The organism is Brevundimonas sp. P7753 (assembly GCF_013386595.1).
GTDB lineage: Bacteria > Pseudomonadota > Alphaproteobacteria > Caulobacterales > Caulobacteraceae > Brevundimonas > Brevundimonas bullata.
This window is the reverse complement of record NZ_JACARP010000006.1, coordinates 49,716-67,987: the sequence shown is the minus strand read 5'-3', so window position 1 is coordinate 67,987 and position 18,272 is coordinate 49,716. Positions and strand designations below refer to the sequence as shown.

Sequence of the window (18,272 nt, the reverse complement as noted above, 5' to 3'; positions counted from 1 at the left end):
CCCCAGTCCCCGCCCCGACGCCTGCCAAGGACGAGGCCCTGGACTGGAGCGATCTGGCCAACGACCACGACCAGGACGCCCATGAAGCGCCGCTGGAACTGGATGCGCCTTTCGCTGCGCCGGTCGACGCCGCCGCCCTGGCTGACCGCGTCACCGCCGCGATTCGCCGCATGGGCGTCGATCCCAACGCCTTGCTGCCTCGCGCCCGCATCGAGGAAGCCGCCCGCGCCCTGTCGGCGCAGGAGCCGGACCGCGCCCGTCAGATCGTTCGCCGTGTCGCCCCGGCGGCTGTCCGCAGCGTCTCGCGCCGCATCCTGGCCGACGCCGAACTGCGCGCCGACGCCGACGCCTATGTCCGCGCCTTCGCGCAAGAGATGGCGGATCACGCGCGCCATGGCGACGTCCACAATGTGCAGGGCCGGCTGGCCACCGACGAGGGCCGCGCCTTCATGCTGCTGGACGCCGCCATCGGCGACCTGTCCTGACGGGCCGCAAAGCCGCCTTATTTCACCCCGGCGGGCTTGACCTCCCGCCGGGTTTGACTGCACCGTCCCGGTCGCTGTCGCGTTAGTGTCACACGGGTGGACTCCTTGCTGGATATCGATACCGGGCCTCGTCCCGACCGACGCCCCGCCATCGCCATCTGCGCCTGGGACCTGAGCTTCACCGCCTGGGACCCTGTCGAGGACCTGTCGGGCGATCCGTGGAACCCCGTCGGCGCCCGCACCCTGCCTGTGTCCGGCGACGCCTCCGCCGAAGCCCTGGCCGCCCGACTGAGCGCCATGATCGCCGGCGGCGAATGCGGCGCCGTCCTTCTGGTCGGCCACACCCTCCATCCCGGCGCCTTCCGCTTGCAGACCCGCGCCGAGAACAAGCGCCTGATCGGAACCGAGCGTCTGGACCACACCGGCCCCGGCGTGGTTCGCGCCACCGCCCCCGCCGCCGAGATCGTGCGCGACCTCACCGCCGTCGGCCTGAACGCCGTCGCCGCCTCGGACGCCGAGGAGGATGCGGGCAGCTATATCCTGTATCGCATCCTGAACGATCTGCCGGACGGCCCGGCCTCGCCCGCCATAGGCCTGATCCGCGCGCCCTCAGACGCGCCGCACGCCAAGGTCCAGCAGGCGGTCAAGACGGCGGCCTCGGCCATCGCCCGCCACCTGGCGCCTTTGCCCCGGCCGAACGCCGCCTAGGCTTTCAGCCGCGACTGCAGCACCAGCCCGGCCAGACCGCCGGTCGCCGCCAGAGCCGCCATGGCCAGATAGCCCTTGAGGCCGAAGGCGTCGTACAGCGGCCCCGACGCCGCCGTCGCCAGCCCGATCAGCACCCCCGCCGACACCACGGAACTGAGGGTCTGCGCCGCCGTATGGCTGTCAGGCGGCGACAGGCGTTCGACGATCTGCACCCCCGCCAGATAGGTGGCGGCAAAACTCAGCGCGTGCAGGGTCTGCAACGGCCACAGCGCCCACAGCGGCGGCGAAAAGGCCATCAGCGTCCAGCGCACGACCGCCGCGCTGGCCCCGACTGACAGCATCAGCCACGGCCCGATCCCGACCCGCCGCCGCCACGGCTCGACCACCCACATGAAGCCGATTTCGACCACGACGGAGAAGGCCCACAACAGGCCGGTCATGCTCTCGGGAATCCCTTGCGCCTTCCAGGCGATGGCCGAGAATCCGTAATAGAAGGCGTGCGCCGCCTGCACCGCGCCGACGGCGAATATGGCGGTCATGAAGACTGGATCGACCACCAGCCGCCCCAGCCCCTTGAACCGCTCCAGCCCCGGCACGCGCGGGCCGTCCGTGACCGGCTCGGCAGGCAGCAGCCTCCACGCCGTCACCGCGATCAACACCGCCGCCGTGCCGATCCAGAGGATGACCGCGTCAGGCGAGGCCCGCGTCAGCAGCATCCCCATGACCACATTGGCCACGACAAAGGCCGCCGAGCCGCACCCGCGCGGCAGGGAGAAGGCAAACCCGTCGCGCCTGGCCACCCGCAAGGTCATCACATCGCTCAACGGGATCAGCGCCGCCGCCGCCGTGGCGCCGACGAACCAACAAACGGCCCAGGCCGCAAAGCCCTGAACCAGACCGGCCCCGCCGTAGCCGAGGCTCATGGCCAGCCCCAGCAGGGCGATAGGCGTGCGTCGGTATTGGAAGCCATCGGCCCAGACGGCCAGCAAGGGCCCCGTGACCAGCCGCCCCAGCATGGGGATGGCCAGCAAGGCGCCGATCTCGGCCCCGCTCAGCCCCTGTTCGCGAAACCACAGGCCCGCGAACGGCAGGGTCACGCCGCTGGCGCCAAACAGCAGGACGTATTGCAGGGCCATGCGCGGGGCGGATTTCATCGCCGCTGCGATAGCAGACTCACAGCCGGTTGTGGTCTAGACATTAAGCATGAGACTTGATCGCAACCTGCTCGTCTTCGCCGCCTTCAACGGGGCCATGGCCGTGGCGCTGGGCGCCTTCGCCGCTCACGGCGCCGGGCCGGCGGTCAAGAGCCTGCTGACCACGGGCGCCCAGTATCAGATGGTCCACGCCGTCCTGGCCGTGGTCTGCGCCACATGGGCGACGGGCGGCAAGACCGCGCGCATCGCCGGCTGGCTGGCGGCCGGCGGCGGGCTGATCTTCTGTCTGGCCCTGGCCATGATCGGCCTGCTCAGCCTGCCCGTCATGGGCGCTGTCGCGCCCGTTGGCGGCGTCTTGATGATCGCCGGCTGGATCGTGCTGGCGATCGCGGCGTTCCGCTCACACATCGTCAACGCCTGACCGTCCAATCTGAAAACCTCAATTTCCTGACATGGCATTTCCTGTGACCGACACCCTGCGCCGCGACCTCTACCCTGAACTGGAGGCCTATGCCTCGGGTTGGATGACCACCGACAGCGTCCACGAGATCTATTACGAGGAAAGCGGCAATCCGCAGGGCATTCCGGTCATCGTCCTGCACGGCGGCCCCGGCGGCGCGGTCAATCCGGGCATGCGGCGCTACTTCGATCCGGCGAAATACCGCATCGTCATGTTCGACCAGCGCGGCTGCGGCCTGTCTCGGCCTAACGCCTCTCTGGAAGACAACACCACCTGGGATCTGGTCGCCGACATCGAGCGCCTGCGCGAGAAGCTGGGCATCGACAAATGGGTCGTCTTCGGCGGCTCCTGGGGTTCGACCCTGTCGATGACCTACGCCATCAAGCACCCGGACCGCTGCCTGGCCCTGATCCTGCGCGGCATCTTCCTGCTGACGAAGAAGGAACTGCACTGGTTCTATCAGGACGGCGCCTCGATGATCTTCCCCGACGCGTGGGAGCGCTTCCTGGCCCCCATCCCCGAGGCCGAACGCGGCGACCTGATGGCCGCCTACAACAAGCGCCTGCTCGGCGACGACGTGGAAGAGCGCAACCGCTGCGCCGTGGCCTGGTCCACCTGGGAAGGCGAGACCGTCAGCTTCCAAGGCCCTTCAGGCAAGCCGGACAAGTTCGCCGACCCCGAGTTCGCCGTGGCCTTCGCCCGGATCGAGAACTGGTACTTCACCAACGGCGGCTTCTTCGACAGCGAGCACTGGATTCTTGAGAACATCGACACCATCCGTCACATCCCCTGCTGGATCGCTCAGGGCCGCTTTGACGTCGTGACGCCGATCTCGGGCGCCTGGGCCCTGCACCGCGCCTGGCCCGAGGCCCGGCTGGACATCGTCGGCGACGCCGGTCACGCCTCCAGCGAACCCGGCATCATCGACAGCCTGATCAAGGGCACGGACTGGGCGGCGACGCTTTAAACTCGCCGTCGCGCCCCCTCTTCGTCATCCCGGAAAGGGCGCAGCCCTTATCCGGGACCGCCGGAAGCGCCGACGCTTGAGATCAACCCGCCTCCGGGTTGGTCTTCATCACCATTTCATTGAGCTGAAAGCCGATGCGGCGCGCCTCACGCGCCTCCGGCTTCTTGATCGCGGCCAGAACCACATTGATCTGGGTGTAGTGCTGGACCAGACGCACCGGCTTTCCATCCGGGTTGCGCCCGAAGAAGATGATCAGGTCCGGCCCCCAGAAGCCGACATCGACGATCTGCATCGTCCCCTCGCCCGGCAGGCCGACGACGCGCGCGCCGATCTCCTCGTCCTTGTCCAGCTTGGACTCGAACTCCTCGATCAGCTTGGACAGGCGGACAAAGGCCCATTCGGCGGGATTGTTACGCATCCGCACCCCCTCGGCCATGGCCGCCGCCTCGTTCTTGGGGTCGGCCATGACCGGCTGCGGACAGGGTGTATCCCCGCAGTCCGAGAACATAGCGGGGTCGGCCTTGGGGATGGTGTCGGGTTCGGGTGTTTTGTCAGTCATGGTCTCAGCCTAACGCCTGAAACCGCGATCAGAACAGCCCCTGCCCCTTCGGCAGTTCGACATAGCGGTGGACGTGGGTCGACAGGATCAGGCCAAAGCCGATCATCACCGTCATCATGGTCGAGCCGCCATAGGACAGCAGCGGCATGGGCACGCCCACCACGGGCGCCAGACCCATGACCATGGCCCCGTTGATCAGCACGAACAGGGCCAGGAAGGCCGTCATGCCCGCCGCGCTGATGCGACCGAAATGGCTGTGCGACAGGGCCGCGATCCGCAACGAAATCAGGATCAGGGCCAGATAGCAGGCCAGGACGGTGAAGGAGCCCAGGAAGCCGAACTCCTCGGACACCGTCGAGAAGATGAAGTCGGTGTGCCGCTCCGGCAGGAACTCCAGCTGGCTCTGGCTGCCCAGGCCGTATCCCTTGCCCAGCAGGCCGCCCGACCCCAGGGCGATCTTGGACTGGATGATGTTGTAGCCGGTGCCGGACGGGTCGGCTTCCGGGTTCAGGAAGGTCAGGACGCGGTTGCGCTGATAGTCGTGCATGACGAACATGACGAAGGGCGGAATGACGGCCACGGCGGCTGCGGCGGCGGCGGCGATGACGCGCCAGCTCAGGCCCGCCATGAACATGACGGCGGCCCCGGTCAGGCCGATGACCATGGCCGAGCCCAGGTCCGGCTGCTTAGCCACCAGCAGAAAGGGCACGCCGATCATGCCCAGGGGGAAGATCAGCTTCCACGACCAGCGGGCGTCCTGGGCTGTATGGCCGTGATACCAACGCGCCAGCGCCAGGACGAGGCCGATCTTGACGAACTCGGCGGGCTGGATGCGGATGAAACCCAGGTTCAGCCAGTTCTTGGCGCCCCCCGCCACATAGCCCATCGGCGTGAACTCGATCAGCAGCACCATGAACAGCAGCAGACCGTACAGCGGATAGGCCGCGTGGAACCACCATTTCGGGTGGACCATGGCCAGACCGATCATGGCGACCAGCAGCACGCAAAAACGCACCAGGTGCTTCCACGCCCAGGGCGACCAGCTGCCGCCGGCGATGGAGTAGAGCATGGCCGTGCCGATGCCCGCCAGAACGCACAGCAGGCCGATGACCCGCCAGTCCAGTTCCGCCAGCTTGCTGGAAATCCGGTCGCGTTCGCCGGGACGGGTCAGGGCGGAAGCAGTCACTGGGTCGGCTCCGGCGGGGGCGCGGCGATATCGGTCGGCAGCGCATCAACGGGTTCGCCGCGCGCTTCGGCCTCGCGGGCGCCGGCGTCCTCGGGCGCTTCAAAGCCCGCCTGTTCGATGCGGGCGCGGATCTCGGGGTCCTTCAGCAGGGCCACCTTCATCACTTCGCGCGCGCGCGGGGCCCCGGCTGTGCCGCCGCCCAGACCGCCGTGCTGGACGATCACCGACACGGCATAGCGCGGGTTGTCGGTCGGAGCGTAGGCGATGAACAGGTTGTGGTCCTTCTGGGCCCAGGGGCGGCCTGCGCCCTTGCGCGACCCCGCCCCATAGTTCTGGGCCTGGGCCGTGCCGGTCTTGCCCGCCATGCGGACGGCGCCCAGCCCCAGCTGACTGTTGCGGAAGCCGGTGCCGCCGACATCGGTCACGGCCTCCATGCCGTCGCGCAGCACCTTCAGCAGTGCCGGATCATAGGGCAGATCGGCAAAGGCCGCTCCCGCCGTCTGCTCCACTCCGCCGACCGACTTGATCAGCCGCGGCGTCACCGCCTTCTGACCATTGGCGATACGGGCCGTATAGACCGCCAGTTGCAGCGCGTTGACGTTCAGGGCGCCCTGCCCGATCCCATAGCTGGGCGTCTCGCCCGGATACCATTTGCCGTCGCCGCGCACCGGATTCCGACGCCGCCATTCGCGGTCCGGCACGAGACCCGCCTTCTGGCCGGGAAGCCCGATGTCGAAGGTCTGACCAAAGCCCATGTCCCGCGCGGTTTCAGCGATGGCGTCAGGCCCGAACTCGGTGGCGATGGTCATGAAGTAGACGTTGCACGAGGCCTTGATCGCGCCGCGCAGGTCCAGCGCGCCGTGCCGCCCCAGGCAGGCGAAGCGCCGCCCCAGGAAGAAGCTGCCGTTGCAGACCACGCGGCGGTTCGGGTCCCAGCCCCGCTTCATGGCCGCCAGACCGACGATCGGCTTGAACGTCGAGCCCGGCGCAAACGTCCCGCCCAGCGCCTTGTCCAGCAGCGGGCGCCGCTCATAGTCGGCCAAGGCGCGATAGACCTTCGACGGCACGCCGGACACGAACAGGTTCGGATCGAACGACGGCGAGGAGACCATGGCCAGAATGTCGCCGTTGCGCACATCCATGACGACGCAGCTGCCGGATTCCTCGCCAAAGACCTCCAGCGCGCGGTTCTGGACGTCGTTGTCGAGGGTCAGCAAGACCTCGGAGCCTTGAACGGCCGCCCTGGACCCGGCCGCATCCTCGGCGACCACCCGGCCTCGGGCGTCCACCTCGACCCGCTTGCCGCCGGCGACGCCGCGCAGATCAGTGTCCAGCGCCTTTTCGATGCCCTGGCGCCCGATACGGAACCCCGGATTGAACAGGATGGAGGGCGGCTGCTCGCCCTTGTCGCGGATCGCCTTGACGTCGCGGTCCGACACCTTGGCCACATAGCCGATCACATGGGCATAGGCCCCGCCGAACGGATAGTAGCGAGCCTCGTTCATGTCGGCCATGACGCCGGGCAGCTCGGCGGCGTGCAGATTGACCTTGGAGAACTCTTCCCAAGTCAGATCGCTCTTGACCGGCACCGGCGAGAAGCGCGGCGCGGCGTTGACCTCGCGGATGATGGTGCGGCGACGCTCCAGCGTGTCAGGCAGCAGTTGGCCCAGCAGATCCAGCGTCTGATCCAGATCCTTGGTCTCGTCGCGAACGACCAGGACGCGGAAGCTGGGCCGGTTGCCGGCGATGACGACGCCGTTGCGGTCCTTGATCAGGCCGCGCGGCGGCGGGACTAGACGGAAGTTGAACTGGTTGTTGGTCGCAAGGGTGGCGTACTCCTCGGACTTGACGATCTGCAGTTGAGCCAGCCGCGCGACCAGGGCCGTGGTGCCCAGCGCCATCCCCCCGCCCAGCAGGAAGGTCCGCCGCAGGAAGGACCCCTGCCGCTCGTTGACGTCCGAAAAGAAGATGTGGGGTTCGCTGCTCATCGGAAGCGCACGTCGGCGTCGTCAAACCTCTGGATCAGCCAGTCGGCCAAGGGGAAGAGCAGCAACGTCGGCACGACCTGCCCCATGACGGCCAGGATGCTCGGCGCATTGCCCAGGCTCAGCGTAGTGATCATGTAGGCCAGGAAGAAGGCCATCCCCGTCGAGGCGACATAGAGGGCGAACAGGACGATGGTCGCCTGCCCCGCCATGAAGTTCGAGGCCAGCAGGACGCCGCCATAGACGGCCATCAGGCTCAACGGCCACAGACCCAGCGGCCCGCCCCAGAACAGATCCAGGAAGAGGCCCAGTCCAAATAGGACGGCGGGCGCCAGCATCGACGGGCGGATCAGCGGCCAGGCGAAGGCCAGCACCATCGGCAGCACCGGCTCGGGCAGGTTCAGCCCAAACAGCCGGAACGGGATCGCCAGCAGGATGGTGACGGCGATCGCGGACAGGGCCGGATAGATGATCCATTGCAGCGGGCCGACGACGCGGACCGTGATCGCCCGTCTCACTCTGCCGCTCCCGCAGGCGTGGGCTCGGCCTCAGGCGTAGCGGCGGGCTGAACCGGCGCCGGGGCAATCGGCCTGGACGCGGCAGGCCGCGATTGAGCCGTCGTCGGACGCGCCGCAGCGGGACGGGTCGTCGGTGAGGCCGGAGCCGTTGTGGCGGCGACCGGCGCGGCGACCGGCGCCGGCGGCGGAGCGGCGTTGGCGGCGCGCACCCGTTCGGCGGTCGCGGCGGCGGCGGCGGCGCGGCGCGTGGCCACGTCCTGAATGACGGCGGCCTGGGCCGGGGTCGGCGGCGGCGCCGCGGCCAGGCTGGCCAGCGGCGGCGCGTTCAGGGCGTTCTGATCAGCCAGCTGGCTGAAGTCCTGGAACAGCAACACCCGGACGTAGTCGATGGCGCTGCGGTCGCTGAACAGCTTCACGCGCCAGCTCCCGTCGACGCCCTTGGCCGCGATGCCGATAGGCAGGCCGCGCGGGAACCCGCCGCCGTCGCCGGACGTCAGAATCCGGTCGCCTTCCTGAATGGACCCGGCGCCCCGCACGTAATCCATACGCGGACTGCCGCTGCCGTCGCCGGTCAGCATAGCGCGGGCGTCGGTGCGTTCGACCAGAACCGGCGTCCGCGAGGCCACGTCGGTCAGCAGCAGCATGCGGCTGTGTCCCGAGGACGCGCCCATGATGCGGCCCACCAGGCCATGCTCGCTCAGCACAGGGTTGCCGACGCGGACGCCCTTGGCCGCGCCGATGTTCAGCAGACGCGACCGCGCGAAGGGGCCGCGCGCGTCGGTGATGGCCAGACCCGTCACCATCGGCACCGGCGGCTCGGTCTTGACGCCCAGCATCTGTTCGTAGCGGCCGTTGAGGTTCTTCAGCGCCAGGGCGTCATCGCGCCAGGCGCTCAGTTCGACGACCTGCTGCCGCAGACGCCGATTCTCCGACACGGCGAAGAAATAGCCTTTGACGTAGTCGACGGCGTTGCCGGTCCAGCGGACGGGCGCGGACAGCGCCCCCCCGACAGGGGCGGCCCCGGCCTCGAAGCCGGCACGGGCAGGACCATAGCCCTCAGGCGTTGACTGTCCCCGGCTGTCGCCAAGCAGAAGCATGACCGCGCCGACGATGCCGACGATGACCACGACCGCAGCCGTCCAGGCCAGCGGCACCTTCAGATTCTCGAACGGTCCGTCGCGAAACGCCACGGCCAGCCTTCCTACTTAGAGATCCAGGACCGGCGGGATCAGTCCCGCCAGCGGTGAGAGCCTATCGCAAAAACCGATTCCCTGAAGAAGACGGTCGTCACGACAGGCTGGTCAGCCTCAGAGCGAGGACTCGAGGACGCCCTTCATCCACGACGGGTGCTCCAGCACCTTGCCGCAGCCGATGGCGACGCAGGACAGGGGATCGTCAGCGACCTGAACCGGCAGGCCGGTGTGGTCGCGGATCTCAACGTCCAGGCCGCGCAGCAGAGCGCCGCCGCCCGTCAGCATGATGCCCTTGTCGGCGATGTCGGCGGCCAGTTCCGGCGGCGTGGCTTCCAGGGCGACCTTGACGGCCTCGACGATCTGAGAGACCGGCTCCGCCAGGGCTTCAGCCGCCTGACGCTCGCTCATCTTCACTTCGCGCGGCACGCCCTGCATCAGGTCGCGGCCCTTGACCTCGATCGACAAGCCTTCGCCATCGGCCGGGATACGGGCGGTGCCGATGTCCTTCTTGATGCGCTCTGCGGTCGTTTCGCCGATCAGCAGGTTATGGTTGCGGCGCATGTAGCTGATGATGGCGTCATCCATCATGTCGCCGCCGACGCGGACCGAACGCGAATAGACGATGCCCGACAGCGACAGGACGGCCACCTCGGTCGTGCCGCCGCCGATGTCGACGACCATCGAGCCGGTCGGCTCGTGGATCGGCAGGCCGGCGCCGATGGCGGCGGCCATGGGCTCGTCGATCAGGCCGACGCGGCGGGCCGAGGCGTTCAGGCAGGAATCATTGATGGCGCGGCGTTCGACGGCCGTGGCGCCCGAGGGGACGCAGACGATCATCTTGGGGTTCACGAAGCCCTTGCGGTTATGAACCTTGCGGATGAAGTGCTTGATCATCTCTTCGGCGACTTCGAAGTCGGCGATGACCCCATCGCGCATCGGACGGATGGCTTCCATGTGGCCGGGCGTGCGGCCCAGCATCTGCTTGGCTTCCAGACCGACGGCGTGAACGATCTTGCGACCGCCGACGTTGCGCAGGGCGACAACCGACGGCTCGTTCAGGACGATGCCCTTGCCGCGCATGTAGATCAGGGTGTTGGCGGTCCCGAGATCCATCGCGATGTCGTTGGAAAACATGCCGAAGAGGGGTGAAAGCATGGGCGTCGGTTACCGCTTGTTCGGGCCTGCTAGGGCGTGAGTCTTGTTTGTCTGCTCTGGCGATGCCCCGCCCCCGCGCACCCATGTGCGCCGAACCGTCCTGATCGTCCTCGCCTAGCCGACTACAGGCCCGTTTGCCCGCATGGCGCGTCGATTGCAAGCGCCTATGACTCACCGATCACAGCCTTGTCACAGCAAGGCTTGAAAGCCCGTCCGCTCAAGCTTTTCCGGCCCCGCTTGCCCCCTCTGCTCGATCCGATGGGCCGGGCTTGCGTGTCGCCCATTAGGTGAACGTCGGCGGACCGCGAAATCGGGTCAGTCCGTCCGCGCCGCCTCACGCCGCTTGACGACCTCGCGCACGGCCATCATCAGCGCCAGCCAGACCACCGCGACCCCGGCCAGGATCAGCGAGGTCCACACTCCGTCGCCCGACACCGCCGCCATGAAGGAGCCGCCGAAGAAGGCGACCAGGGCGGTCTTGGGCAGGACGCCCAACGCGCACCCGGCCAGAAACCCCGGAAACGAGGCCCGCACCGCGCCAAACGCCATGTTGACGACGATGAAGGGCGCCGACGGCACGTTGCGGATGATGAAGCTGGCGGAAAAGGCGTTGCGCCCGACAAACCTCTTCAATCGCTCGGTCACGCCGCCGCCAAACCGCTCCAGCGCCCGCGCCGTAGGGCCGCGCCCCAGCCAGTAGGTGACGGCCGCCGACACCACGGTCGCGATCCAGCTGTAGAGGAAACCGAACCACGGCCCGAACGCCACCACACAGGCGGCGATCAGGATGAACTGCGGTATGCCGATGAAGGCCGACAGGGTGAAGACGACGATGGCCGCGACCAGCCCCCAGGGCCCGACGCGGTAGCCCTCAAGCCAGGCCTCCAGCTTCTCTTCAGCGCCGAGGGTGAAGTGGGCCTTGCCGAAGGCGAACAGGGCGATGATTCCACCGAGCAGCAGCAGGCTGACCAGTAGGGTGCGCCACCGCTGCGCCTCCATATTCAGCAGAAAATCGACGATCCGCCGCATTAATTTCGCCCAAATCGCCTTTTGATCGTCCGAAAGACGCACAAACGTTGTGCGCCTTCTCAGGGTTGCGTATCAAGCCTCGCCTCCCCGGCTCTCACCACATCCACCAGACGGGATAGTCATGTCCAGCCTTCAGTCCTCCGCCCTCGCCCGCGTCAAGCCTTCGGCCACCCTGGCCGTGACCGCCCGGGCCCGGGAACTGAAACGCGAAGGCCGCGACGTCATCGGCCTGGGCGCCGGCGAACCGGACTTCGACACGCCCGACAACATCAAGGCGGCGGCCATCGAGGCCATCAAGCGCGGCGAGACCAAGTACACCGACGCCGACGGCATGCCCGAGCTCAAGGCCGCCATTGTCGCCAAGTTTGCGCGCGAGAACGGCCTGACCTACGAAACCAACCAGATTCACGTCGCCTCGGGCGGCAAGCCGGTGATCTTCAACGCCTTCGTGGCCACCCTGAACCCCGGCGACGAGGTCATCGTCCCCGCGCCCTACTGGGTCTCCTACCCGGACATGGTGCTGCTGGCCGGCGGCGAACCCGTCACCGTGATCGGCGAGGAAGCCGACGGCTTCAAGCTGCGCCCCGAGGTGCTGGACGCCGCCATCACGCCGCGCACCAAGTGGCTGATCCTCAACTCGCCGTCGAACCCGACCGGCGCCGCCTATACCCGCGCCGAGCTGGAAGCCCTGGCCGTGGTGCTGCGCAAGCATCCGCAGGTCTGGATTCTGACCGACGACATGTATGAGCACCTCGTCTATGGCGACTTTGAATATGTCACCATCGCCCAGGTAGCGCCCGACCTCTACGACCGCACCCTGACCTGCAACGGCGTGTCCAAGGCCTATGCCATGACCGGCTGGCGCATCGGCTACGCGGGCGGTCCCAAGGCGCTGATCGATCTGATGCGCAAGGTCGCCAGCCAGACGACCTCCAACCCGTCGTCCATCAGCCAGTGGGCCGCCGTCGAGGCCCTGAACGGCCCGCAGGACTTCCTGGCCGAACGCTCCGCGGCCTTCGAGAAGCGTCGCGACCTGGTCGTGTCGATGCTGAACCAGGCCGAGGGCATCCGCTGCCCTAAACCTGAAGGCGCCTTCTACGTCTATCCCTCGATCGAGGGCGTGATCGGCAAGACGACGCCGTCGGGCGTGGTCATCACCGACGACGAGGTCTTCACCGCAGAACTGCTGGATCAGGAAGGCGTGGCCGTGGTTCAGGGCGCCGCCTTCGGTCTCAGCCCCTATTTCCGCATCAGCTACGCCACCTCGGAAGCTGTGCTGGAAGAAGGCTGCCGCCGCATCCAGAAGTTCTGCGCGTCGCTGAAGTAAGAACCGCCTAGAGCGGCGCCGGCGGAATGTTCAACGTCGGCGCCGTCTTCAGGATGAAGGACAGGCACCACTCCGTCGCACGCTGCGCGTTGTTGTGTTCACCGTCAGGGTTGCGCGTCAGAAGGCAGGCGGCGTCAGGCTTATGTTCGGCTTCGGGCCCGGCGTAGAGCACCAGCCCGCCCGCCGGACCGACGGCCTCGCGATACATCATCATCAGGGGGCCGGAAGCGTGAACGCTGAAAGCCTCGACCTCGCCCTCATCTGCGCCCAGCAGGAGACGGGCCTGGGCCTCGGGATCGCCCGGCGTCAGGCGAAAGAGCTCGGCCTTCAGCGCGTCGCCGGGTTCAGGCGTCATGGTGAATCGCGGCAGGTCTTGCGGGGCCGCCGTCAGCATCCCCGCGATGACGAGCCCAAGCAACATCAGGCCGCGCGGCTGACCGCGAAGTCCGCCAGATCTTCCAGCGCCGAGCGCCAGTCGCTGGCCGGCAGGACCGACAGCGCCGCCTTGGCCCGGTCGGCATAGTCGCCGGCGGCGTCCAGCGTGGCTTCGACCGCGCCCGTCCCCAGGATCAGTTCACGCGCCCGGACGAAATCCTCGGGCGTGCGTTCGCCCTTGGTGATGACGCGGTCCCAGAACAGGTCTTCCTTGCCCTTGGTGCGCTGGACGGCCAGCAGCAGCGGCAGGGTGGCCTTGCCCTCATTGAAGTCGTCGCCCGCGTTCTTGCCGAGCGTCGCCGTGTCGCTGCCGTAATCAAGCGCGTCGTCGGCCAGCTGGAAGGCTATGCCCAAAGCCATACCGTAGTCGCGCAGCGCCTTGACCTGTTCCTCGGTCGCGCCCGCGCCCACCGCGCCCGACTCGGCGGCGGCGGCGAACAGTTCCGCGGTCTTGGCGCGGATGATCTGCAGATAGGTGGCCTGATCCAGGTTCAGGTCGTGGGCGCGGGTCAGTTGCAGCACCTCGCCCTCGGCGATGACGCTGGACGCCGTGGCCAGGATGCCAAGGGCGCGCAGGGAATCCGTCTCGACCATCAGTTCAAAGGCGCGCGCGAACAGGAAGTCGCCGACCAGCACCGACGAGGCCGCGCCCCAGATCAGATGCGCCGCCACCTTGCCGCGCCGCATTTCCGAGCCGTCGACGATGTCGTCGTGCAGCAGGGTGGCGGTGTGGATGAACTCGACCGAGGCGGCCAGCTTCGTGGCGGCGGCGATGTCGCCCCGTGTCCCGACAGCGCGGGCGGCGGCGACGGTCAGCAGGGGGCGCAGGCGCTTGCCGCCCGCCGAGATCAGATGCTCGGCCAGCATGGGGATCACCGGCACGTCGGACTGCATCCGGGCGATGATCAGGGCGTCAACCGCCGCCATGTCGTCCTTCGCCAGACGAACAAGAGCGTCCACATCGCCCTTGGGGCGGGGAGCGGCGACGAGAGCTGCGTCCACGAAAATCTCTTTCAACTCAGGGGGCGAAGGGGGAGATTCGCCCGGAAATCACACGCATCCGCTTGCTCGAACGCGATGCGGCGCACAATGGTGGCGGCGTCATGATGGGTCAAGCCGGGTCAACCCTTACCGCCGCAGCGGATGTAGCGGAATCCGCCCTTCTGGGCGGTCGCGTGCGTCTGCGCCAACCTGTGAAGGGTTATCGCGCCGGCATGGACGCCGCCCTGCTGGCCGCCGCTGTGGACGCCAAACCGGGCGAACGGCTGATCGAGGCGGGCTGCGGCGCGGGCGCGGTGCTGATGCAGGTCGCCGCCCGACGTCCCGGCGTCGCCCTGACCGGGCTGGAGCGCGACCTGACCGCCGCCGGACTGGCGCGCCAGAACGCCGTCCTGAACGGCGTCGATGACCGCACGACTATCGTCAGCGGCGACGTGGCGCAGGGCTTTCGCGCGCTGGACCTGCCGACCTTCGACTGGGCCGTCAGCAATCCGCCCTTCTTCGACGACCCCGGCGCGCTGCGGCCGCCCGGTCCCGGCAAGATGGGCGCCTGGATGGCCGACGATGGACTGAAGGCCTGGACCGGCTTCCTGCTGAAAGCCGTGCGCGAGGGCGGCAAGATCGTGGTCATCCACCGCGCCGACCGTCTGGCCGACCTGCTGGCCTTGCTGGGCGAGAAAGCCGGCTCCTTCGCCATCCGCCCGATCCATCCCTACGCCGACCAGCCCGCCAAGCGGGTCCTGGTCCAGGCCATCAAGACCGGCAAGGCGCCGCTGCGTCTGCTGCCGCCCCTGATCCTGCACGACCGCACCGACGCCAAGCACAGCCCCGAGGCCGAGGCGATCTTGCGCGGCGAAGCGGGGGTGGTTTTTTAAACCTTCCCTTCTCCCCTTGTGGGAGAAGGTGGCCGAGCAAAGCGAGGTCGGATGAGGGGTCTCTCCGACGGTTGCAAGACCCCTCATCCGTCAGGCTCCGCCTGCCACCTTCTCCCACAAGGGGAGAAGGGCTATGACCGCCCCATGTCCCTGCGCCCTCTCTTCCCGACCCAAGTGTACGAAGCCTCGCTGGCCGCCGCGCCCGGCTGGGCCGAGTTGCACGAGGAAATCCTCGACCTCTGCCTGGTCATGGCCGAGGAGGACGAGGCCGGGATCGCGTGGTGCAAGACCAACCATTATCCGGGCTACACCTCCTACGGCTCGATCAACGACTTGCCGAACCGCTTCCCCGAGTTCGCCGAGCTGAAGCGGCTGCTGGACAAGCACGCCGCCGCCTACGCCAAGGCCCTGCACTTCGATCTGGCGCGCAAGCCCAAGCTGGACAATCTGTGGGTCAATGTCCTGATGCCAGGCGGCGGCCACACCGGGCACATCCACCCGCACGCCATCATTTCCGGCACCATCTACGTCCATGTGCCCGACGGCGCTTCGTCGCTGAAGATCGAGGACCCGCGCCTGGTCATGATGATGGCCCGCCCCGGCCTGACCGCCGAGGCGACCGAGGCCGAGAAGCCCTTCGTCTATCTGAAGCCCGCCTCGGGCACGATCCTGATGTGGGAAAGCTGGCTGCGCCACGAGGTCCCGGCCAACCGCGCCGAGGAACAGCGCATCTCGATCAGCTTCAACTACGCCTGATCGCCCTTTCAACGCCGCATTCGCCCTGAAGTCTGCCCTTCTGGTGAAGCTTGAGGGGGCCTCCATGCGGGCATTGGGACTGGCGACGATTCTGCTGACGGCGAGCCTCGCTGCGGGCTGCGGCGAACGGGCGGACGCTCAAACCACCGCCGAATCCGCCGCCGACGGCGCGCCCTATGTGCTGAAAGGAACCCAGGTCTGGTCGGTGCCCGACCCCGTCTCGGGCCGGAACTACGAGGTCTTCGTCAGCCTGCCCGCCAGCTATGAGGCCGAGCCCAACCGCCGCTATCCGGTCCTTTATGTCACCGACGCCGACTACGCCTTTCCCATCATTCGCCAGATCGCCCGGCGGGTGAATCTGGATGGTCCGGTGATCGAGGAGTTCATCCTGGTCGGCCTGTCCTACGCGGTGGGGGAAGGCGGCATGAGCAGCCGCACACGCGACTACACCCCCGTCCGTATCAATGACCGCACGGGCGGCGGCGTCGCCTATCAGGCCTATTTGAAGACTCAGGCCCTCCCCTTCATTGAGGACCGCTTCCGGGCGGACCCAGCGCGCCGCATCCTGCTGGGCCATTCCTATGGCGGGCTGCTGGGCGCCCAGATCCTGTTCAGCGAACCGGAGCTGTTCGATGGCTATATTCTGGGCAGTCCGTCCTTCTGGTTCGGCGATCACGCCATGATGCAGACTGAAGCTGACTATGCCCGCGCCCACACCGACCTTCCGGCGCGGGTCCATATGTATATCGGCCAGTACGAGTTTCCGGGGTCAGGTCGCCTCAACACCCGCTATGACATGGTCGGAGACAACGCTCGTTTCGAGGAGCGCCTCCGGTCGCGCGCCTATCCGAGCCTGACCTTGACCAGCGAAGTGTTGAACGACGAGGACCACCTGACGGTCGCGCCACGCGGCTTCACACGGGCGCTGAAGGCGGTCCTGCCCGCCAAGCCCTAGTTCCGCACGAACACCGCATCCTGATAGACCAGCGAGGCGGGGCGACCGTCCGCGTCCAGTTTGAACACGACGCCTTCGCCTCGGAACGGGGTCAGTTCGACGCGCAGCCCCTCTGGCTCGGTCAGGTAGTCGGCCACAGCCTGCTGCACGCCTATGGCGACCGACAGCCGGTCGCCAGTCTCGCGGATCGTCAGGCTTCCATAGGCCGGATTGACGTAGTCGCCGACATAGGCGGCGTTCGGCAGCGACAGGGTGCGCGCCCGGTTCGCCCGCGCCTCCACGGCGCCTGCAATGCCGGTGCGGCGACGGTCGCGCTCAGCGATCAGGGCGTCGAGCCTGGCGTCGTAAACCGTATCGATGTCGGGCAGGCCGGCGAACCAGTCATAGGCGTAGTTGGCGACCACATCGGCCAGATCGCCGGAGAAGGCGTCTTCGTTGACCATCACCGCCACGCCCAGACGCCGTTCGGGCATGAAGGAGACATGGGCGCGCGAACCCGAGAAGTTGCCGAAGTGGTGGATCAACGCGTCGTCGCCATAGCGCCCGACCTGCCAGCCCAGACCATAGCCGGTGCGGACATAGGGGCCGAAGGTCGCTTCCTGCGCCACCTGCGAGACGTGGGTCGAGGCGACCAGCCCCGCCGGAAACACCTGTCGCCCGCCGACCCGACCGTCGTTGATCTGCGCCTCCAGCCAGAGCGCCATGTCGTTCGCCGTGGAGATCAGGCCGCCCGCCGACTGCATCGTCGCATCGGTCTTTTGCAGCGGCGACCGCTCGGGCTGGCCGGGGATGCGCCCGAAATGACCGGCGGCGACCACGGCGCCCGACGCCCGCGCCGTGTCGATGCGCGCCGTCGTGGCGGTCATGCCCAACGGCGTCAGCACCTCGTCCTCCACCATGTCGCGCCAATCGCGGCCCCAGCGACGCTCGCTCAGGACGGTCGCGAGGTTGTAGCCGGCGTTGGCATAGACGAACTGGCCGTAGGGGGTGGCGCGCGGTCGCGTCTCCGCCGTCAGCCGCCACAGGACCTCGGGCGTCCAGTCGCCGGAATAGGCGACACGAAACGCGATGGGGTCATTGTCCACGCCCGAGCGGTGGCTGAGCAAGTCGGTCAGGGTGATCCGGGCGGCGATGTCCGCCGGCACGCCGGACGGCGGCGCCCAGTCGGCCAGGGGCGCGTCCAGATCCACCTCGCCCCGTCGCGCCATGGCGGCCAGCGACAGGGCGGTGAAGCTCTTGGTGGCCGAGGCGATGTAGAATCGCGTCTCCGTCGTCACGGCGGCGCCCGTCGCCACGTCCGCCACGCCGAAGCCGGCCGCGTGAACCAGCCCGCGCTCGTCCACCACGGCGACGGCCAGACCGGGCGCCGCCTCGACCCGCTGCATCGCCCGGCTCGCAAAGGCGTCCAGCGCCGCGCCGAAGGCCGCGCGGTCCTGCGCGCTCGCCTCGCCAGCGGCGCAGACCAGCGCCGCCGCCAGCAGCGCCCCCATCGACCGTGATTTCATGAACCTCGCTCCCCTGCCCCC

At 68.0% G+C, this 18,272-nt stretch carries 18 protein-coding genes and 1 pseudogene; 8 read left to right on the top strand and 11 right to left on the bottom strand.

All coding sequences use genetic code 11. From position 1 onward, the window contains the following. Positions 1-485 (top strand): annotated as a pseudogene (locus tag HX774_RS01700) (tipN); the annotation flags it as partial. Positions 486-590: 105 nt separating this feature from the next. Then, on the top strand, positions 591-1,193 hold the full coding sequence (locus tag HX774_RS01695) for a hypothetical protein (RefSeq protein WP_255499881.1): 603 nt from the start codon (positions 591-593) through the stop codon (positions 1,191-1,193). Here HX774_RS01695 and HX774_RS01690 read toward each other — a convergent pair. Continuing rightward, complete coding sequence (locus HX774_RS01690) at positions 1,190-2,347, bottom strand: MFS transporter (protein ID WP_178823688.1); 1,158 nt, start codon at positions 2,345-2,347, stop codon at positions 1,190-1,192. The genes HX774_RS01695 and HX774_RS01690 overlap by 4 nt on opposite strands. A gap of 49 nt (positions 2,348-2,396) precedes the next feature. Between HX774_RS01690 and HX774_RS01685 the strand changes: the two genes are divergently transcribed. Both HX774_RS01685 and pip read left to right on the top strand, forming a co-directional pair. Further along, on the top strand, positions 2,397-2,768 hold the full coding sequence (locus HX774_RS01685) for a DUF423 domain-containing protein (RefSeq protein ID WP_178823686.1): 372 nt from the start codon (positions 2,397-2,399) through the stop codon (positions 2,766-2,768). Positions 2,769-2,799: 31 nt separating this feature from the next. Further along, on the top strand, positions 2,800-3,774 hold the full coding sequence (gene pip, locus HX774_RS01680) for a prolyl aminopeptidase (RefSeq protein ID WP_178823684.1): 975 nt from the start codon (positions 2,800-2,802) through the stop codon (positions 3,772-3,774). An 82-nt stretch (positions 3,775-3,856) separates the two neighbouring features. Here the strand turns inward: pip and HX774_RS01675 are convergent, their stop codons facing one another. The 7 genes from HX774_RS01675 to HX774_RS01645 all read right to left on the bottom strand — a co-directional run bounded on the left by HX774_RS01675 (position 3,857) and on the right by HX774_RS01645 (position 11,399). After that, complete coding sequence (locus tag HX774_RS01675; protein ID WP_178823682.1) at positions 3,857-4,333, bottom strand: DUF6173 family protein; 477 nt, start codon at positions 4,331-4,333, stop codon at positions 3,857-3,859. Positions 4,334-4,361: 28 nt separating this feature from the next. Next, a complete protein-coding gene (gene rodA, locus HX774_RS01670) occupies positions 4,362-5,519 on the bottom strand; it encodes a rod shape-determining protein RodA (RefSeq protein WP_114818702.1) in 1,158 nt (385 codons plus the stop codon). After that, positions 5,516-7,507: a penicillin-binding protein 2 gene (gene mrdA, locus HX774_RS01665; RefSeq protein WP_178823680.1), complete on the bottom strand. Its 1,992-nt coding sequence runs from the start codon at positions 7,505-7,507 to the stop codon at positions 5,516-5,518. Before mrdA ends, rodA begins: the two co-directional genes overlap by 4 nt. Continuing rightward, the gene (locus HX774_RS01660) at positions 7,504-8,022 is read right to left on the bottom strand and encodes a hypothetical protein (RefSeq protein ID WP_178823678.1); all 519 of its coding nucleotides are present in this window, start codon (positions 8,020-8,022) and stop codon (positions 7,504-7,506) included. Before HX774_RS01660 ends, mrdA begins: the two co-directional genes overlap by 4 nt. After that, positions 8,019-9,212: a rod shape-determining protein MreC gene (gene mreC / locus HX774_RS01655; protein WP_178823676.1), complete on the bottom strand. Its 1,194-nt coding sequence runs from the start codon at positions 9,210-9,212 to the stop codon at positions 8,019-8,021. The genes HX774_RS01660 and mreC overlap by 4 nt, the downstream gene beginning before the upstream one ends. A 117-nt stretch (positions 9,213-9,329) precedes the next feature. Next, positions 9,330-10,370, bottom strand: a complete 1,041-nt coding sequence (locus HX774_RS01650) for a rod shape-determining protein (protein WP_114818699.1) — start codon at positions 10,368-10,370, stop codon at positions 9,330-9,332. Between the two features lie 315 nt (positions 10,371-10,685). Beyond that, complete coding sequence (locus HX774_RS01645) at positions 10,686-11,399, bottom strand: TVP38/TMEM64 family protein (RefSeq protein WP_178823674.1); 714 nt, start codon at positions 11,397-11,399, stop codon at positions 10,686-10,688. 121 nt (positions 11,400-11,520) lie between these two features. Between HX774_RS01645 and HX774_RS01640 the strand changes: the two genes are divergently transcribed. Next, positions 11,521-12,726: a pyridoxal phosphate-dependent aminotransferase gene (locus HX774_RS01640; protein WP_178823672.1), complete on the top strand. Its 1,206-nt coding sequence runs from the start codon at positions 11,521-11,523 to the stop codon at positions 12,724-12,726. 7 nt (positions 12,727-12,733) lie between these two features. Here the strand turns inward: HX774_RS01640 and HX774_RS01635 are convergent, their stop codons facing one another. Both HX774_RS01635 and HX774_RS01630 read right to left on the bottom strand, forming a co-directional pair. Next, entirely contained in the window at positions 12,734-13,147 is a 414-nt protein-coding gene (locus tag HX774_RS01635; protein ID WP_178823670.1) for a hypothetical protein, read from the bottom strand. Then, the gene (locus HX774_RS01630) at positions 13,147-14,121 is read right to left on the bottom strand and encodes a polyprenyl synthetase family protein (protein WP_178823696.1); all 975 of its coding nucleotides are present in this window, start codon (positions 14,119-14,121) and stop codon (positions 13,147-13,149) included. Before HX774_RS01630 ends, HX774_RS01635 begins: the two co-directional genes overlap by 1 nt. A gap of 143 nt (positions 14,122-14,264) precedes the next feature. On the opposite strand from HX774_RS01630, the gene HX774_RS01625 reads away from it, so the two are divergent. From HX774_RS01625 to HX774_RS01615, 3 genes are all read left to right on the top strand, one after another. Next, positions 14,265-15,035, top strand: coding sequence for a tRNA1(Val) (adenine(37)-N6)-methyltransferase (locus HX774_RS01625; RefSeq protein WP_178823668.1), 771 nt, complete (start codon positions 14,265-14,267; stop codon positions 15,033-15,035). A 144-nt stretch (positions 15,036-15,179) separates the two neighbouring features. Further along, positions 15,180-15,791 carry a TIGR02466 family protein gene (locus tag HX774_RS01620; protein ID WP_178823666.1) on the top strand — a complete coding sequence of 204 codons (612 nt, stop codon included), beginning with the start codon at positions 15,180-15,182 and terminating at the stop codon, positions 15,789-15,791. A 64-nt stretch (positions 15,792-15,855) separates the two neighbouring features. After that, positions 15,856-16,746, top strand: a complete 891-nt coding sequence (locus HX774_RS01615) for an alpha/beta hydrolase (protein ID WP_178823663.1) — start codon at positions 15,856-15,858, stop codon at positions 16,744-16,746. Here the strand turns inward: HX774_RS01615 and HX774_RS01610 are convergent. Further along, a complete protein-coding gene (locus tag HX774_RS01610; protein ID WP_178823661.1) occupies positions 16,743-18,251 on the bottom strand; it encodes a serine hydrolase in 1,509 nt (502 codons plus the stop codon). The two genes, HX774_RS01615 and HX774_RS01610, sit on opposite strands and share 4 nt — an antisense overlap. Positions 18,252-18,272 lie beyond the last annotated feature (21 nt).

Excerpts from the sequence above, each read along its gene's own strand:
- HX774_RS01690 (WP_178823688.1), bottom strand. The coding sequence starts at position 2,347 with ATGAAATCCGCCCCGCGCATGGCCCTGCAATACGTCCTGCTGTTTGGC.
- HX774_RS01625 (WP_178823668.1), top strand. The coding sequence starts at position 14,265 with ATGATGGGTCAAGCCGGGTCAACCCTTACCGCCGCAGCGGATGTAGCG.
- HX774_RS01610 (WP_178823661.1), bottom strand. The coding sequence starts at position 18,251 with ATGAAATCACGGTCGATGGGGGCGCTGCTGGCGGCGGCGCTGGTCTGC.
- HX774_RS01650 (WP_114818699.1), bottom strand. The coding sequence starts at position 10,370 with ATGCTTTCACCCCTCTTCGGCATGTTTTCCAACGACATCGCGATGGAT.
- HX774_RS01685 (WP_178823686.1), top strand. The coding sequence starts at position 2,397 with ATGAGACTTGATCGCAACCTGCTCGTCTTCGCCGCCTTCAACGGGGCC.
- HX774_RS01675 (WP_178823682.1), bottom strand. The coding sequence starts at position 4,333 with ATGACTGACAAAACACCCGAACCCGACACCATCCCCAAGGCCGACCCC.
- HX774_RS01615 (WP_178823663.1), top strand. The coding sequence starts at position 15,856 with ATGCGGGCATTGGGACTGGCGACGATTCTGCTGACGGCGAGCCTCGCT.
- HX774_RS01620 (WP_178823666.1), top strand. The coding sequence starts at position 15,180 with ATGTCCCTGCGCCCTCTCTTCCCGACCCAAGTGTACGAAGCCTCGCTG.
- HX774_RS01645 (WP_178823674.1), bottom strand. The coding sequence starts at position 11,399 with ATGCGGCGGATCGTCGATTTTCTGCTGAATATGGAGGCGCAGCGGTGG.
- pip (WP_178823684.1), top strand. The coding sequence starts at position 2,800 with ATGGCATTTCCTGTGACCGACACCCTGCGCCGCGACCTCTACCCTGAA.
- HX774_RS01640 (WP_178823672.1), top strand. The coding sequence starts at position 11,521 with ATGTCCAGCCTTCAGTCCTCCGCCCTCGCCCGCGTCAAGCCTTCGGCC.
- HX774_RS01635 (WP_178823670.1), bottom strand. The coding sequence starts at position 13,147 with ATGTTGCTTGGGCTCGTCATCGCGGGGATGCTGACGGCGGCCCCGCAA.
- mrdA (WP_178823680.1), bottom strand. The coding sequence starts at position 7,507 with ATGAGCAGCGAACCCCACATCTTCTTTTCGGACGTCAACGAGCGGCAG.